Genomic DNA, 14,712 nt, shown 5'->3' with positions numbered 1-14,712 from the left:
CGACAGCCCTATTTGTGCCCAAAACCGGCACGATTTTGTCTTATCCCGAATTAAGTCACGATTAGCGAGAATCCGTAGATTAATTCGGGATAAAATCGCCCTCGCAAGCGAGGGCGTCGAGAAAAAATCATTAAATATTCAATAGCTTATACGAAAACTGGGCAGCCGCCCTTAATGGGACGGAATGTGCATCTAGTCGGGCCATATTCACTGATTTCGGGAAAATTGTGGGAGTATCTTGCGCCCGTTGACCAGTTCTGCGACCACTGCCTCATCGCCGGTGAGTCCCGGCGGTGGGGCGTGGAAACCCCTTCTGTGACACCTGGCCGATTTATTCGGCCGGGTGGCATGCGCGCATGTCCAGCCGGCGACGGTAAAGGCGTATGCGCCTGTGTCACAGCAGGTTTCCAACACCCGGCTTTGCCGGTCCGCCCCGTTAGCAAGGAGGACCGGTGATGAAATTTAAATACGGCTATGGCAGCGATCCAAAACACCTTACCGCCGATGTTGAGCGTTTCATTAATTTCCTCGATGAGCACGGCTTCGAATCCGTGACGAATTTGCAGATAAGCTGCTATCCATGGCGAAATGGAAAGCGGCTCCAAGCGGTAAACGCCGAAGGGGAGATCCGGCCAATCACCTTCGAGCTATTATCCGGGGATGATCGGGACAACCCGCAAGGCTATCAGCACGATCGTGAAGCCGTGACTATTCGGGAGCGGCCTGACACACTTGGCAATTTTGGCCTAGCTGCCCTCTTTAACCAGACGATTGACCAAAATCGCATTGATCCGCTGCGGGTTGTGATATCGTTGGCTCGATTCGCTGGGACAAGCTGACCGTGACCGCGAGCCAAGCTTATTCTGACCTTGGTGGCGGTTCTCTGCCAATTCGATCATTGGCGGATGCGGCAGCATTGCGCCCGACATAAGAACGCCTCCATGCCTCCGAGCCTCCCCCAAAGCAGACTTTCGTTTCCGATCGGGGTTGCAGACGCTTTTTTCTTGGCTTGGATATCGACTGCGTATCCGAGCGATGAGGTGGACCCTCCAATCATCTGGCACAGGCGCGGCCCCTATCAATCCTCGGGAGCAATCGAGACCTTGAGGCGATCCAGCCCTTCCGCCCAGACCAGCTGGCACGACAGGCGAGAGTTCGGGCGGCGATGCCCCGAACTGTCGAGGAGGTCGTCTTCATCCTCGCTCATGGCGGGCAGCTCGGCCGCGCGGTCATCTTCGACATAGACATGGCAAGTCGCGCAGGAGCAGCAGCCGCCGCACAGTGCCAGCAGATCGTCGAAGCCCCCGTCGCGCAATATTTCCATGACGGAAAGCTGGTCCGTACCTTCGATTTCGCGCACGGTTCCATCGCGCCCCGTGACATGCAAAATTGCCATGATAATTCCTCTTAGCGATAGGTTGGATGGGTGCGCCGCGGGTCGCGGTGCCCGGATGTTGCAAGTCGTGCTGGCGGAACGGCGGACTATTCGCTCTCAACGATCGCGGCGAATTGACCATAACCGCCCTTCAGGAACAGCAGCGGGTCCCCAGAATGCGCGACGTCGAGCGAGCGGACCCTGCCGATCACTATGAAATGATCGCCCGCCTCGTGCACCGCCTCGAGGTCGCAGTCGATCCAGGCGACGCTTTCCTCGATGATCGGCTGGCCAAGGTCGGAGGTTCGGTGGGCCACGCTCTCGAACTTGTTCTCGGCCTTCGAAGACAGCGCCTGACAGACGGCGCGCTGGTTGTGAGACAGCACGTTGACGCAGAAGCGGCCCGCCGTTTCGATCTTGGGCCATGTCGTCGACTTGCGGTCGGGAAAGAAGGCGACCAGCGGCGGGTCGAGCGACACCGAAGTGAAGGAGCCGACGACCATTCCCACCGGGGCGCCGTCGACATTCGCCGTCACCGCGCAAACGCCGGTGGGATAATGGCCGAGGATGCGCCGGAACTCGGCGCTGTCGATACTGACACTCATTTAACTTCCTTTCCAGATGGGCGCGCGCCGCTCGGCGAAGGCGGCGCGGCTCTCGCTATGGTCGGCCGTCCCCAGATAATGTTCGATGCCGGCAAATCGGCTGGCGAGGGCAGTTGGAAGCGGCACGGCGAGGGCGGAGGTCGCGGCCTCCTTCAGCGCCTGCACCGCAAGCGGAGAGGCGGCGAGCAGCCGCGCGCACCAGCGCTCGACGCTCTCCGTCAGAGCGTCGCGCTCGACGACCTCGTTGACCAACCCATATTGCAGCGCCTCGCTCGCCGGCATGCGGCTGCCGGTCAGGATCATTCCCAGCGCGACGCGGTAGGGGAGCTGGCGTATGGCGCGGTGAACCACGCCGCATTCGCCGATGATCCCCGCCGCCGCCTCGGGAAGCGCAAACGCGGCGTCGGTGCTCGCTACGATGATGTCGGCGCACATCGCCAGTTCAAACCCGGCGCCGAGTGCCAGCCCCTGCACGCCCGTGACGATCGGCTTGCGAACCTCGACCAGCGGGCCGCCGATGCCGGTAATACCGCCGCCCACCGCGATCGGCGATGCGGCGCGGCCGTCCTCCTTGATGTCGGCCCCCGCGCAAAAGGCGCGGTCGCCTTCTGCGGTCAGCGTGACGACGAATATATCAGGATCGTCATTGACCTCCGTCCACATTGCGAGCAGCGTTTCGTCCATTGCGATTGTAATCGCGTTGAGCGCCGCCGGCCGGTCGAGCCTTATATGCGCGACATGGCCGGCCTTCGAGAAGCGGACATCGGTCATTGGTCGACGCCTCGGGGAGACGCGCGCCGGCCTCCGCTATTTCGAGGCGAACAGCAGCTGCGCATCATTCCCCCAGACGAGCGGAACATTGTCGACCGCGGCGATGATTCCGGCGCGATATGTCGGCTTGCTGCCGGGCTTCAGGCCAAAGTCGGGAATCCGCTTCAGCCACTCCTGCAAGGTCACGATCACCTCCATGCGCGCGAGGTGCATGCCCGCACAGCGATGTGGTCCCGCGCCGAAGGTCGAGTGGGCGATGCCCTTGCGTCCCGGATCGAGGTCCCAGGCATCGGGGTTGCTCGCTTCCTCAAGACCGTGAAGCGCGGTCGGCAGGAGGATGAGGTCGCCGCGCTTGAGCTCGACGCCCTGATAGCTCATGTCATGCGCGACCATGCGCGCGTCGGACACGACGGGAAAGCGGCGGAACATCTCCTCCGCGCTGCGCATCAGCTTTACCGGGTCGGACCGGAGCTCTTCGACTTTCTCCGGGTGCTGGGCGAGATAGATCATCATGAAGCAGAGGAAATTGACTACGGTATCGAGACCCCCGAGCAGCAGCAGCGAGATCAGGCCCAGCACCTTGTCATGATCCATCGGACGGTCGTCGATCCGGCTGTTCACCATGACGGTGATCAGATCGTCGCCTTGCCCGCCGGCGCGCGCCGCGATGATCGGTTCGACATAGGCGAAGAAGCCCTGGTTGGCGGCGTCGAGCGAGGCGCCCATCTCGGCCGGGGTGTTGCCGGCGGGCCGCGTCATCTGCTCGGCGAGTTCGGCCAGCTTGGGCGCGTCCTCCATCGGCAGATCGCACATCGCCATGAAGACCTTGACCGGGAAGATGCGCGCATAGTCGCGTTCGAACAGACACTCGCCCTGTGCCGCAAAGCCCTCGATCAGTTCGATGGCCACCGAGCGCACATGCTCCTCGACCTTACGAATCTGCGCAAGATTGAGCCCCTTGTCGAGGATCTTGCGATAGGGGCCATGTTCGGGCGGATCCATCCGGGTCGGGACCATCGCATATTTTTCGCCGGCCTCGCGCGGCAGGAAGATGATCTCGCTCGAGAAGCGGTCGGGATTGGAATAGATTTCCTGGATCACCGCTCCGCGCGTCGCGATCCAGTGGCCACCGGTTCGCGGCGTCCAGACCAGCGACGGCGTGTCTGGCTTCTGCAGGGCCTTCCACGCTTCATGGAACCCCTCTTCGATACCGTCGAGTGCATACATGTCGACGTCATAGACGCGGTCGGCGGGAACATGGTCGGGCTTGGGAGCCCCGGGGTCCTTGACGGGCGCGACAGTTGCCATTGTCCAATCCTCTCAGCTCAACTGGGGGTCGATGATCGCCTTGACGGCGGTGCCGTTGCGCGTCGCGTCGAGCGCCTGCTGGGCGTCGGCGATCGAGAAGCGATGCGTGACGAGTTCGGCGAGCGGCACTTCATCCTGCAGGCGCGCTGCAAAATGCATCGCCTGATAATAATGTTTGGGCTTGGGAAAGGACGCGCCCGCGATCGTCAGATTCTTGAGTGTCAGGTCGCGCGGCGAAATCGGCTGGGTGCCGATCGCGCCCCATAAGCCGAGGATGATGTAACGCGAATGGATGCCGCTGAGGTCGACGCCCTCGGGGAACGCCGGCAGGGCGCCCGCCGCTTCGACGACGATATCCGGCCCGGCCTTGCCGACATGGTCGTAGATTTGTCGCCGCCGCTCCTCGGGCGGATCGGCGAGCGACACCGTCGCGGTTGCGCCGAGTTTGCGCGCGGCGTCGAGGCGGACGGGCGATGCGTCGATGACGATGACGTCGCGGGCGCCCGCCTGCGCCGCGACGAGTATGGCGGACAGGCCGACCGGACCGGCGCCCTGGACGACGACCGAATCGCCGACCTTTACCGGGCCGCAGCGATCGAATCCGCGCAGCACGGTCGGCAGCGCGCACCCGAGCGCGGCCACCGCCTCTGGCTGCGCATGGTCGGGCAGGCGATAGAAGGGCATGCCGTTCGGCAGCCAGGCGAAGTCGGCATAGCTGCCCCAATTGGGTTTGGAGGCATCTTCGAAAAACTGCGTGTTCTCGCACGGCGTTTCTTCGAGCACCGTGCAGGAATAGCAGCGGCGGCAAAGCGCGATCGGCGACCAGTAGACCAGGTCACCCTCGGCGACCGGCGTACCCGCATAATCGGTCGCGACGCCGCCGCCCAGTCGCTCGACCCGGCCGACGCCCTCGTGGCCCAGAATGATAGGGAAGGGCATGTCGCCGGCTTCGCCCGAAAGGATATGTACGTCGCTGCCGCAGACGCCGCCGAGCACGACCCGGACTAGCGCCCCGCCGGGCTCGGGATCCGCGATCGCAACGTCCCAGGTTTCCAGGCGGTTCGTTTCGACCATAACGGCCGCGCGTCCACGCATTTCCATTCTCCCATGCCATTGCCGAGCCGATGCCCGGTTTGCGGGTTTGTCGCCGCCAACCTAATCTTGATTAGCACGATTTTGGAGAATGGTCGAGAGGCGAATTTGCCCGGCCAAGTCACGCCATGCGTTCAAAATATACTATATTTTTCAGTATTTTATTTGGAGTTCGTCGAGTGTCATGCTGGGGCAATGGTGTTAGGACTCCGCACTCTAGGCTAATTTAAATTAGTCAAAATTTCTTGATTCGATCAGCGGAGATGGCGCGACGTTCGCAGGGGCATGCAGATGCTGGTTACGAGCATCTCCATCGTATCCTCTACCGCATGTTCGAAGCTCTCTTCCTGATCGTCGGTACTTGCGCTGCCGCGATGGCTGACCAGCATGTTGAGGAACATCAGGCAGCCGTTGACCAGCCGGCGCTGTGCGACCGCCGTCGGGAGATAGAAGAGGCGTTCGCGCAGCAGATCGAGCACCCGCTGAAGATGGGGCGGCGATTCGCTCCCGAAATCGCCGAACTCGGTGGATTGGCTGCGAAGCAGATATTGGCTGAGGAAGCTGGCATAGGAATGATTGCCGTCGATATCCTCGAGGTCGAGCTGCGGTAGCATGACGATGTCGAGGAGCGCCCGCGCGTCGAGAAGGAGATTCTGCTGCTCAGCCTGGCGCAGCATTTCTTCGCGTCGCGGCTCCATCTGCTTCATCCGATAGTCGAAGATCGCGCGGACCAGGCCCTCGCGCGATCCGAAATGATATTGGACGGCATAATGGTTGCGCTGGCCTGCCTTCGAGGCGATCTCGCGCATCGAGGCGCCATTGATCCCGTTTTCGGCGAACTGGACCTCGCCGATCAGGACCATGCGCTCCTTGATGCTGCCCGGCTCTATCGTCGGGCTGGGTCCCGGCGCGCCCGCTTCGATTTCCACCCCGTTTTCCAATTTTACACCTGCCTTAAAAGTTCGGATATCTTTGGGAGTTGCCGGCCGTCATCGCATCGATTCAAGTCAGGCGTTCCGCGCCTCATGCGGACTAACAATGCTGTCGGATAGTCGATCAAGCAAGTGCAATGATGAGTTTCTGGGAAATTCTGGCGGAATTTTGCAATTCCGGCATGGCGTGCTGCCCGCGGCCGGTCCGCGAACGGCCGCCAAATGGGAGAAAGATTAAGTCTATTGACTTAAGTCAAATGGAGCCGCATGACTTAAGCAATGGTCGCGGACGAACGCGACTTGACCGACGCGGACGCAGGTCCGGATTGAGGAGAGAGAAGCCATGGCAATGGAAACCGGTTTGATTTTTCACCCCTATATGCGTCCGGGCCGCACCGCGAAGCAGACGTTCGAATGGGGTGTCCAAAGTTCGATCGCGGCCGACAAGGCCGGCTTCACGTCGATGATGATCTCCGAGCATGCCTCGCAGATCTGGGAGAATATCCCCAACCCTGAACTGATCATGGCCGCGGCGGCGCTGCAGACCAACACGATCAAATTCGCGCCGATGGCGCATCTCTTGCCGCACCAGCATCCGACCAAGCTCGCGATGACGATCGGGTGGCTCTCGCAGATTCTCGAAGGCCGCTATTTCCTCGGCATCGGCGCCGGCGCATATCCCGCGGCATCCTATATGCACGGCATTCGCGGGGAAGCGCAGGATACCGAGCGGCTGAACGACATGGTTCGCGAGAGCCTCTACATCATGGAGAAGATCTGGAGCCGCGAGCCCTTCTTCCACGAGGGAAAATACTGGAACGCCGGTTTTCCCGAGGAGGAAGAGGCCGTTACCGAGGAAGATGAACAGCACAAGCTGGCCGACTTCTCGCCTTGGGGCGGTTTCCCCGAGATCGCGGTGACCGGGTTCAGCAAGAATTCGCCCTCGATGCGCCTCGCCGGCGAGCGCAATTTCAAGCCGGTGTCGATCTTCTCCGGGCTCGACGCGCTCAAGCGCCACTGGGAGATCTATTCGGAAGCGAACATCAAGGCAGGCTTCACCCCCGATCGGCAGCGGCACGCTGTGTCGCACACGATATTCGTAGGCGACACCGATGCCGAAGCGAAGCGTGAAGTGATGGAGGGGCCGATCGGCTATTGCTTCAATCACTATCTCATCCCGATCTGGCGCCGCTTCGGCATGATCGACGGCTTTGCCAAGGACGCGGGAATCGATCCCGACAAGGCCGATCTCGAATTCCTGGTCGACAAGGTCTTCATCGTCGGATCGCCCGACACCGTGGTCGAAAAAATCAACGAGCTGTTCGACAAGTGCGGCGGCTGGGGCACGCTGCAGATCGAAAGCCACGATTATTATGACGATCCGTCGCCGTGGTTCCACTCGCTCGAACTCGCCGCGAAGGAAGTCGCGCCTCGGATCAGTCTGCCGAACCGCGCGAGCGCCGAGCTGGTCGCCTGATCGATTTCCGCTGGACACTCCCACTCGCCGGCCCGAAAGGGTCGGCGATTTTTTATGCGCGCTTGGCGAAGCCGTAGATGACGAGTTCCGCGGCCTGATCGGCGATCTGGGCCGGAGCCAGCTTGCCCGGACGATACCAGGAAGCGCAGGAGTTGAGCATCGCGATAAGGAATTTGCCGACGACCGTCGCATCGAGGTCGGCATTGGCGGTGCCGTCTCGCTGCACCTCGGCGATAAGGTCGCGCCAATAATTGTCGAAGCTAGAATAGGCGGCAAGCACCCGGCGCCGCATGTCGTCGGGCAGATCATCGAACACGCGCGCCACCGCCGACGAATAATCGTCGCCGGTCAGCAAATAGTCGATGTGCGATTTGATCGCCACGCGCAGCCGGTCGAGCGGGCTCGCGCCCTGGCCTAGTACCTCGACCTTCGACACGATGAACCGCGTGTTACGATAGATGCCTTCCATCATCACTTCCTCCACGAGATGATCCTTCGACGGAAAATGATGATAGAGGCTGGGCGCCAGCATGCCCGCGAGCTTCGCGATATCGGCGAGCTTCGCTCCGGCGAGGCCGCACAGGCGGAGCTGGCGGGCGGCGGCGTCGAGAATGCGCGTGCGTGAAGGGTCCATTTTGTTCATCCCGCCTGCATACTGCCCTAATGGCGATTTGGAACAGGCAATGTCACCCGGCGAAGGCGATATTGGACAGCCCGCGCGTTCCGGGCGCGGTCAGTTCGAACAGCCCGCCGGCGAGCGGTTCTCTGGCCCACATGTCTGCACTATATCCTGCCGACCCCGTAATCAGGAACAGCCGGTCGAGATTTTCGCCGCCGAATGCCGGGCGTAAGCCGCGGCGGACGGGAAGGCGGCGCTCCTCGACCAGCGATGCGTCGGGCGCGAAGCGGCGGAGCACCCAGCTTTCGTAAAAGGCCATCCAGATGCAGCCGTCGACGTCGACCGCCATACCATCGGGATATCCATCGTCGGGCGCGAATTTCAGGAAGTCGCGGCGATTGTGCAGCGTGCCGTCCTCGGCCAGATCATAGGCCCAGGTCACGAGTGGCATGGAATCATTGACATAGACGGTCTTGCCGTCGGGGCTGAACGCAGGGCCGTTCGCGGTCACAATATTGCGCTCGGCCGTCCGAAGCGTGCCGTCCGGATCGAGGCTGTAGAGTTCGCCCGTGCTTCGCTTGTCGAGGTCGCCGAGCGTGGCCGACTTGTCGTCGGCGGTCGTGCTCTCGTCCCACTGGCTGACGTCGCACGATCCCGACCAGTAGCGGCCGACCCTGTCGGTGACGCCGTCGTTGAGGCGCGCGACCTTGGGGTCGGGAATCGGTTGCAGGATCGCTTCGCACACGCCCTTTTTGGGATCGACATGTACAAAACCCTTGGCCGAGGAGGCGATGAAGCCGCCCTTTTCGCGCAGCGCGATCGCGCTGATCCAATAGGGCGGCACCCAGGTTCCGCGTTCGCCGCTCGCCAGCGATAGCCAGTTCACGCTCGGTGCGTCGATGTCGACCCAATAGACGCAGCCGTCGCGATGATCCCAGATAGTGCTTTCGCCAAGGATCGCCTTGGCATCCCAAAGGCAGGTCCAGCCGTCGCCTGCTTCCATCGTCTCTCTCCCGCCTATAGTTCGATGATCGACTCGCCGAACGGCGCATCGCGGCGCCGGACGGCCTCCTTCAGCCCGTCGGTGCGCACGGTTTCGTTGAACTCGGTGCGGCTGGCCGCCAGATGCCCGCGCGCGTCCATTTCGGCGGCCATGCGCTGCAACGTGCGCATCCCCATCAGCTCCAGCCCGATGTTGACGATACGCTTGTTGGCGCTGAGCAGGTCGGCGTCGATGAGCGCGAGCCGCGCCGCGAGCCGCGCGACCTCATCGTCGAGATTATCGCGCGGTACCGATTTCAGGACCAGGCCGATCGTCGCCGCATCGGCGCCGCGGATCGAATCGCCGGTGAGGAGCAGGCGCTTCGCCCATTGCGGCCCGGCCAGATAGAGCCACATGTGGCTCGGCAGCGACCCTTGCGATCGCGCTGGCGGAAAGCCGAAGACCGCATCGTCGGCGCAGATCACGATGTCGCAGAGAAAGGCGAGGTCGGTACCACCGGCAAGGCAGTGACCGTGGACCTGCGCGATCACCGGCTTGTGCATGTCGAACAGCGCCATGCGCAACCGCTGTGACCGTTCCTGATGCCAGCAATCATCGTCGAATTTTGCGCGTCCGCGCCGGTTCTCTATCTGATCGGCCACCGGCTGGTCGTATCTCTGAAGATCATAGCCTGCGGAAAAGGAGGAACCGGCGGCGCGCAGCACCACGCAGCGGACGCGATTATCCTCGTCGGCCTCCCACAGCCGACGATTGAGCTCCTCCATCATCGGCTCGGTCAGCGCGTTGCGCTTTTCGGGGCGGTTGAGCGTGATCCACGCACAGTGGTCGCGAAGCTCGAACAGAATCTCGTCGGTCGTTTCGCTCATTCCTGCCTCCCGGTCGGTGCCAGTGGCCCGTTGCCATACGATCTTAGGTCAAAGCTCGAACGCGGCGCAATCGGACAGGCCGGCCGATTGTCGCCTCCCTGGGCGAGCGCCACCCTTATCCGGCTGAAAGCTGTGGTTCCGCTGAAACCGTGGTGTCGATGTCCTTCAAGCGCGGCAGCACCTTGCGCGCGAACAGCTCGTAATTCTCGCGCGCGACGTCGAAGGGCATGTCGCCGAACGAGGTGTAAATGATGAAGCTGCCGACATCGAACCGCTCGACCATCGACTGCAGCTTTTCGGTCACCTCGTCGGGCGTACCATGGATCTGCAGGTCGGCGAGGAACTCGTTGAAGGTTTCGATGCCCTTCTTCTCGATCGTTTTCGCCAGCGCGGCATAATATTCATAACCCTCGATCGAAGCGAATTCCTTGTTGCCGAACTGATAGAAACTCGACGTCGACCGGGCATATTCGACGAGATATTTGTCGCGCATCTCTTTCGCGCGCGTCCGGTCCTCGTTGACCGCGACAAAGGCGACGACCACAGGCTTCGGCGCCGGACGGCCCGAAATTTCCAGGAACTGATTGCGATAGGCGGCCAGATCTTCTTCGACGCGGTCCCAGGGCTTTTGCGCGATGATCATCAGGCCAACGTTGAGATCGGCCATCAGCTTCACCGACTCGGGCGACACCGCCGATGCGAACACGCGGCTGTTGAAGCTGGCATAGGGGCGCGGACGAAGCTCGACGCGCGGCTGCTGCAGATATTTGCCGTCATATTCCATAACGCCGGTCTCGAGCGCCGACAGCAGCGCCTCGGCATATTCGCGAAAGCGACTGCGAGCCTCGCCCATCGGCACGCCGAAGCCATCGAACTCCTCCTTGCCCAGCCCACGTCCGATCCCGAGGATCGAACGGCCTTCCGAATATTGGTCGAGCAGCAGAAAACTTTCCGCGATCCGGATCGGATTCTGCCAAGGGAGAACGGTGACCGTCGTACCCAATTTGATACGTTTGGTCTTCGCCGCGACCCAGGACAGAAACTGGGGGACATTCGGGGTCATCATATAGCCGGTGAAATGATGTTCGGGAGTCCAGACCGAGTCGAAGCCCATGTCTTCCGCCCGCGCGGCGAGCGCGAGCTCGTTGCGAAACACCTCGGTATCGCTGACGCGATCGTGCAAATTCTGGAAGACGAGTCCGAGTCCAACATCCATCACATCTCTCCTTGCTGCATTTGACTAATCGTAATTAGGCAAATTTGGCAAGCGGAATTTTGCCGGACGATCCGAAGAGTCTAGGCGCGAATGCGTCGATTTTCAAAAAAAGTGTCATTTATTCAATGATATGTGTATGAGGCATTGTGCTTTTAATCGCGGGACGCAATCGATGACAGTGAAATTCTCGCGGAAGCGTCTTGACGAAATATCCCATTATGCAGGATAATCATCGTTAGGTAGGGAAGAGGATTGCACTGATGGTGGAGGAGGTTCGTTCCAGACGCGCCGCGATTGCGCAGCGGCATCCGCAGTGGGCCGAGATGAGTCTCGATTCCTATCTGGAAAAAGCGGTCGCCGATTTCGCCGATCGTCCGCTGGTCATCACCGACGACACCAGCATGACCTATTCCGAGGTTCTGGGGTTTTCGCGCCAGGTCGCCGCGGCGTTCGAGGCCTTCGGGCTGCAGTCTGGCGAACGGGTCGGCATGATCATGCCCAACCATCCGATGATCGTGCCGCTTCTTTTTGCGATCTGGCGTCTTGGCGCGGTCGCCGTGCCGATGAACACGCTCTATCGGCCCGAGGAACTCGAGTTTGTCGTTCGGGAATCGGATTGCGCGCTCCTCATCACGATGGAGCGGTTCGGGTCGCGCAACTATGTCGCCGATCTCGACCGACATCTGCCGGGATGGCGGACCGGGGAATGCGCCGCGGCATCGGGACTGCGGAGCGGCCTGATTTTCGACCCCGCCGATCCGCACGCCTTCTATGCCCCCTTCTATGAAGGACGGCAATCGACCGCGCCGTCGCTCGGCAAGCCGTCGGATCCTGCGGTGATCATGTTCACATCAGGCACTACGGGTTCGCCCAAAGGTGTGGTCCAGACACACGACAATCTCTTGCGCGCGGCCTATGCGGGCGCCCTGCACCAAGCGTTCGAGGACGGCCGGCGCGCTATCTTTTCGCTGCCGCTCTATCATGGCTTCGGGTTGGTGGTCGGCCTCCTGTCAGGACTTGTCGTCGGCGGTGCGATCATTCCGCACCTGAAGTTCGATCCGCCGGCGATCCTGTCCGCGATCGGTCGCCACCGCGCGACCTTTCTGATGGGCGTGCCGACGATGACGATCGCCCTGATGGAGCAGGCCGAACTCGGCAGCTATGATTTTTCGAGTCTCACCGCGATCCACAGCGCGGCGGCGCCGACGCCGAGCTGGGTTTGGGAAAAGATCCAGCAGACCTTCGGTTGCGACGAGATCTTCACCAGCTATGGGCAGACCGAGACTACCGCGACGATAGTCTGCACGCAGCCCGGCGATCCGATCGATATCGTGTCAACCACTCAGGGGTGCATTGTCGAGGCGGGCGTCGCGGGCATCGCGGCCGAGGGCGGGCGGATCGCCGAATTCAAGACGATCGACCCCGAGACCGGAGCCGACCTGCCGCCGGGTTCTGCGGGGGAGCTGTGCACGCGCGGCCCCATGAACAGCCTCGGCTATTTCCGCCGCCCCGAGGAGACGGCCAAGATCATGCTGCCCGGCGGGTGGATCAGGATGGGCGACCTTGGCCAGTTCCGTCCCGACGGCAATCTCTTCCTCACCGGGCGGACCAAGGAGGTCTACAAGAGCCGCGGCGAGCTGGTGTCGCCGAAGGAGCTCGAGCAGTTGCTGACCACGCACCCCGATATTTTGCAGGCCTTCCTGATCGGAATGCCCGACGATCGCTGGGGCGAGTGTGGCTGCGCCTGGATCGTCCGCGCCGACGGCGCTCGGATCGAAGCCGAGGATGTGATGCGCTTTCTCGGGCCGCGGGTGGCGCGCTACAAACTGCCGCGTGACATCTGGTTCATTGAGGCAAGTGACTTACCGACAACGGGCACCGGCAAGGTGCAAAAGAACCGCCTCAAAGCGATGGCCGAGACGCTCCTGGCCGGTGAACAGGCGTAGCAATGGGCAGGCCGCATATCGCGGCCATTTGGGAGAATTGGGATGTCCACCGACGGTATTTCGTCGATTGAATCGATCATTCAGGACGCCATCGACGGGCTTCCCTATATCCTCGTCGATGCCGATGACCGTGAGAATGAGGGGGATGTCATCATTCCCGCACAATTCGCCACGCCCCGCCAGATTAATTTCATGGCAAAGCACGCGCGCGGACTGATCTGTCTTGCGATGACCGGCGAGCGGGCGCAGCAGCTCAAGCTCCCCCCGATGGCGACGCGCAACGAGTCGGGGCACGGCACCGCCTTCACGGTCTCGATCGAGGCGCGCGAGGGGGTGACGACGGGCATCTCCGCGGCCGACCGCGCGCATACGATCGCAGTAGCGGTCGATCCGTCGAAATCGGACGCCGACATCGTATCGCCGGGCCATGTCTTCCCGCTCGTCGCGCGGGCGGGCGGGGTGCTCGTTCGTGCGGGGCATACCGAGGCCGCCGTCGATATTTCGCGGATCGCGGGGCTCACGCCCGCCGGCGTCATCTGCGAGGTGATGAACGACGACGGCACCATGGCGCGCCTGCCCGAACTCCTTCGCTTTGCAGCCGAACACGGCCTGAAAGTCGGCACGATCGCCGATCTTATCGCCTATCGCCGCAAGTCCGAGACGCTCGTGCGCCGCGTGGTCAGCGCGCCATTCGATAGCTTCTATGGCGGCAATCTGACGATCCACGTCTATCGCAACGAGCTCGATGGCGGAGAACATGTGGCGCTCGTCAAGGGCGAGATCGATTCGGCAAAGGATACGCTCGTCCGGGTCCACCAGATCGATCTGACGGCCGATCTTCTCGGTTGGTCGACAGCGCACCGCGACTATGTCCCGCGCGCGCTGACAGCGCTCGCCGAGCATCCGGGGCAGGCGGTTGCGGTGTTCGTCCGCGATCCTACCCCCGATTCCATTTCCAAGCGCATCGCCGGGGGACGGGCAGCCTATCACCATAGCAATGCGACGCGCGACTATGGGATTGGCGCCCAGATTTTGCTCGATCTGGGGGTGCGCAGTATGACGCTGCTGACGTCGAGCACGCCAAAACTCGCTGCGCTCGAAGGATTCGGGCTCACCGTTGCAGGAAGAATTCCGATTCGCGACTAAAATAGCCTAACTCGGATTATATTGGATGCGGTGGAATTCCGCTCGGCAGACGGATATCTACCGAGGCATTCGCGGTAGAACCTTTTCTCATCCGCCGTAGAAGTTGACATAAAATCAAGGTTTGTCTGGCCTTTAATGCGCTGCCGAGACGAAATCGACTGCGCCACCACCCATGCAAACAAATGACTTAAATGTGCTTGCCATCATGACTAATTACTATTAGGTTTTGTTCGTCGGTCCGAGATGGACTCGCGATGGCAAAAGCTTCGACCCGCGCAAAGCGGGCGGCTTCACGGGAGAGGATGGATGGACCATCAACGCAATCTCTGCGGCACCCCCGGCGTGGCGCATCCGTC

Annotated in this window: 14 protein-coding genes; 4 read left to right on the top strand and 10 right to left on the bottom strand. The window is 61.6% G+C overall.

Going from position 1 to position 14,712, the window contains the following annotated elements; genetic code table 11:
• The first annotated feature begins 455 nt into the window (after positions 1-455).
• A complete protein-coding gene (locus VFG17_RS11725) occupies positions 456-839 on the top strand; it encodes a hypothetical protein (RefSeq protein ID WP_325029653.1) in 384 nt (127 codons plus the stop codon).
• A gap of 239 nt (positions 840-1,078) precedes the next feature.
• On the opposite strand, the gene VFG17_RS11720 is transcribed toward VFG17_RS11725, so the two are convergent.
• The 6 genes from VFG17_RS11720 to VFG17_RS11695 all read right to left on the bottom strand — a co-directional run bounded on the left by VFG17_RS11720 (position 1,079) and on the right by VFG17_RS11695 (position 6,080).
• Positions 1,079-1,396, bottom strand: coding sequence for a 2Fe-2S iron-sulfur cluster-binding protein (locus VFG17_RS11720; protein WP_325029652.1), 318 nt, complete (start codon positions 1,394-1,396; stop codon positions 1,079-1,081).
• A gap of 86 nt (positions 1,397-1,482) precedes the next feature.
• Entirely contained in the window at positions 1,483-1,980 is a 498-nt protein-coding gene (locus tag VFG17_RS11715; RefSeq protein ID WP_325029651.1) for a flavin reductase family protein, read from the bottom strand.
• Positions 1,981-2,751 (bottom strand): enoyl-CoA hydratase-related protein, encoded by a 771-nt coding sequence (locus tag VFG17_RS11710; protein WP_325029650.1) that lies wholly within the window; start codon positions 2,749-2,751, stop codon positions 1,981-1,983. It lies immediately after the preceding gene.
• Between the two features lie 36 nt (positions 2,752-2,787).
• Positions 2,788-4,059: a cytochrome P450 gene (locus VFG17_RS11705; RefSeq protein ID WP_325029649.1), complete on the bottom strand. Its 1,272-nt coding sequence runs from the start codon at positions 4,057-4,059 to the stop codon at positions 2,788-2,790.
• A 12-nt stretch (positions 4,060-4,071) separates the two neighbouring features.
• Positions 4,072-5,154: a zinc-binding dehydrogenase gene (locus VFG17_RS11700; RefSeq protein WP_325029648.1), complete on the bottom strand. Its 1,083-nt coding sequence runs from the start codon at positions 5,152-5,154 to the stop codon at positions 4,072-4,074.
• A 251-nt stretch (positions 5,155-5,405) separates the two neighbouring features.
• Positions 5,406-6,080 carry a TetR/AcrR family transcriptional regulator gene (locus VFG17_RS11695; RefSeq protein WP_325029647.1) on the bottom strand — a complete coding sequence of 225 codons (675 nt, stop codon included), beginning with the start codon at positions 6,078-6,080 and terminating at the stop codon, positions 5,406-5,408.
• A gap of 346 nt (positions 6,081-6,426) precedes the next feature.
• Between VFG17_RS11695 and VFG17_RS11690 the strand changes: the two genes are divergently transcribed.
• The gene (locus VFG17_RS11690; RefSeq protein ID WP_325029646.1) at positions 6,427-7,560 is read left to right on the top strand and encodes an LLM class flavin-dependent oxidoreductase; all 1,134 of its coding nucleotides are present in this window, start codon (positions 6,427-6,429) and stop codon (positions 7,558-7,560) included.
• A 52-nt stretch (positions 7,561-7,612) separates the two neighbouring features.
• Here the strand turns inward: VFG17_RS11690 and VFG17_RS11685 are convergent, their stop codons facing one another.
• The 4 genes from VFG17_RS11685 to VFG17_RS11670 all read right to left on the bottom strand — a co-directional run bounded on the left by VFG17_RS11685 (position 7,613) and on the right by VFG17_RS11670 (position 11,264).
• Positions 7,613-8,194 carry a TetR/AcrR family transcriptional regulator gene (locus tag VFG17_RS11685; RefSeq protein ID WP_325029645.1) on the bottom strand — a complete coding sequence of 194 codons (582 nt, stop codon included), beginning with the start codon at positions 8,192-8,194 and terminating at the stop codon, positions 7,613-7,615.
• A 52-nt stretch (positions 8,195-8,246) separates the two neighbouring features.
• Complete coding sequence (locus tag VFG17_RS11680) at positions 8,247-9,182, bottom strand: SMP-30/gluconolactonase/LRE family protein (RefSeq protein ID WP_325029644.1); 936 nt, start codon at positions 9,180-9,182, stop codon at positions 8,247-8,249.
• A gap of 14 nt (positions 9,183-9,196) precedes the next feature.
• Positions 9,197-10,048, bottom strand: coding sequence for a crotonase/enoyl-CoA hydratase family protein (locus tag VFG17_RS11675; RefSeq protein ID WP_325029643.1), 852 nt, complete (start codon positions 10,046-10,048; stop codon positions 9,197-9,199).
• Between the two features lie 115 nt (positions 10,049-10,163).
• On the bottom strand, positions 10,164-11,264 hold the full coding sequence (locus VFG17_RS11670; protein ID WP_325029642.1) for an LLM class flavin-dependent oxidoreductase: 1,101 nt from the start codon (positions 11,262-11,264) through the stop codon (positions 10,164-10,166).
• Positions 11,265-11,524: 260 nt separating this feature from the next.
• Between VFG17_RS11670 and VFG17_RS11665 the strand changes: the two genes are divergently transcribed.
• Together VFG17_RS11665 and ribB are read left to right on the top strand one after the other, a co-directional pair.
• Positions 11,525-13,210 (top strand): class I adenylate-forming enzyme family protein, encoded by a 1,686-nt coding sequence (locus VFG17_RS11665; protein ID WP_325029641.1) that lies wholly within the window; start codon positions 11,525-11,527, stop codon positions 13,208-13,210.
• A gap of 42 nt (positions 13,211-13,252) precedes the next feature.
• Positions 13,253-14,356: a 3,4-dihydroxy-2-butanone-4-phosphate synthase gene (gene ribB, locus VFG17_RS11660; protein WP_325029640.1), complete on the top strand. Its 1,104-nt coding sequence runs from the start codon at positions 13,253-13,255 to the stop codon at positions 14,354-14,356.
• Positions 14,357-14,712 lie beyond the last annotated feature (356 nt).

Source organism: Sphingopyxis sp., assembly GCF_035686825.1.
Classification (GTDB): domain Bacteria; phylum Pseudomonadota; class Alphaproteobacteria; order Sphingomonadales; family Sphingomonadaceae; genus Sphingopyxis.
This window is presented reverse-complemented; position numbering and strand designations above follow the sequence as displayed.

Excerpts from the sequence above, each read along its gene's own strand:
- VFG17_RS11675 (WP_325029643.1), bottom strand. The coding sequence starts at position 10,048 with ATGAGCGAAACGACCGACGAGATTCTGTTCGAGCTTCGCGACCACTGT.
- VFG17_RS11710 (WP_325029650.1), bottom strand. The coding sequence starts at position 2,751 with ATGACCGATGTCCGCTTCTCGAAGGCCGGCCATGTCGCGCATATAAGG.
- VFG17_RS11725 (WP_325029653.1), top strand. The coding sequence starts at position 456 with ATGAAATTTAAATACGGCTATGGCAGCGATCCAAAACACCTTACCGCC.
- VFG17_RS11680 (WP_325029644.1), bottom strand. The coding sequence starts at position 9,182 with ATGGAAGCAGGCGACGGCTGGACCTGCCTTTGGGATGCCAAGGCGATC.
- VFG17_RS11720 (WP_325029652.1), bottom strand. The coding sequence starts at position 1,396 with ATGGCAATTTTGCATGTCACGGGGCGCGATGGAACCGTGCGCGAAATC.
- VFG17_RS11705 (WP_325029649.1), bottom strand. The coding sequence starts at position 4,059 with ATGGCAACTGTCGCGCCCGTCAAGGACCCCGGGGCTCCCAAGCCCGAC.
- VFG17_RS11700 (WP_325029648.1), bottom strand. The coding sequence starts at position 5,154 with ATGCGTGGACGCGCGGCCGTTATGGTCGAAACGAACCGCCTGGAAACC.
- ribB (WP_325029640.1), top strand. The coding sequence starts at position 13,253 with ATGTCCACCGACGGTATTTCGTCGATTGAATCGATCATTCAGGACGCC.
- VFG17_RS11690 (WP_325029646.1), top strand. The coding sequence starts at position 6,427 with ATGGCAATGGAAACCGGTTTGATTTTTCACCCCTATATGCGTCCGGGC.
- VFG17_RS11685 (WP_325029645.1), bottom strand. The coding sequence starts at position 8,194 with ATGGACCCTTCACGCACGCGCATTCTCGACGCCGCCGCCCGCCAGCTC.
- VFG17_RS11715 (WP_325029651.1), bottom strand. The coding sequence starts at position 1,980 with ATGAGTGTCAGTATCGACAGCGCCGAGTTCCGGCGCATCCTCGGCCAT.
- VFG17_RS11665 (WP_325029641.1), top strand. The coding sequence starts at position 11,525 with ATGGTGGAGGAGGTTCGTTCCAGACGCGCCGCGATTGCGCAGCGGCAT.
- VFG17_RS11670 (WP_325029642.1), bottom strand. The coding sequence starts at position 11,264 with ATGGATGTTGGACTCGGACTCGTCTTCCAGAATTTGCACGATCGCGTC.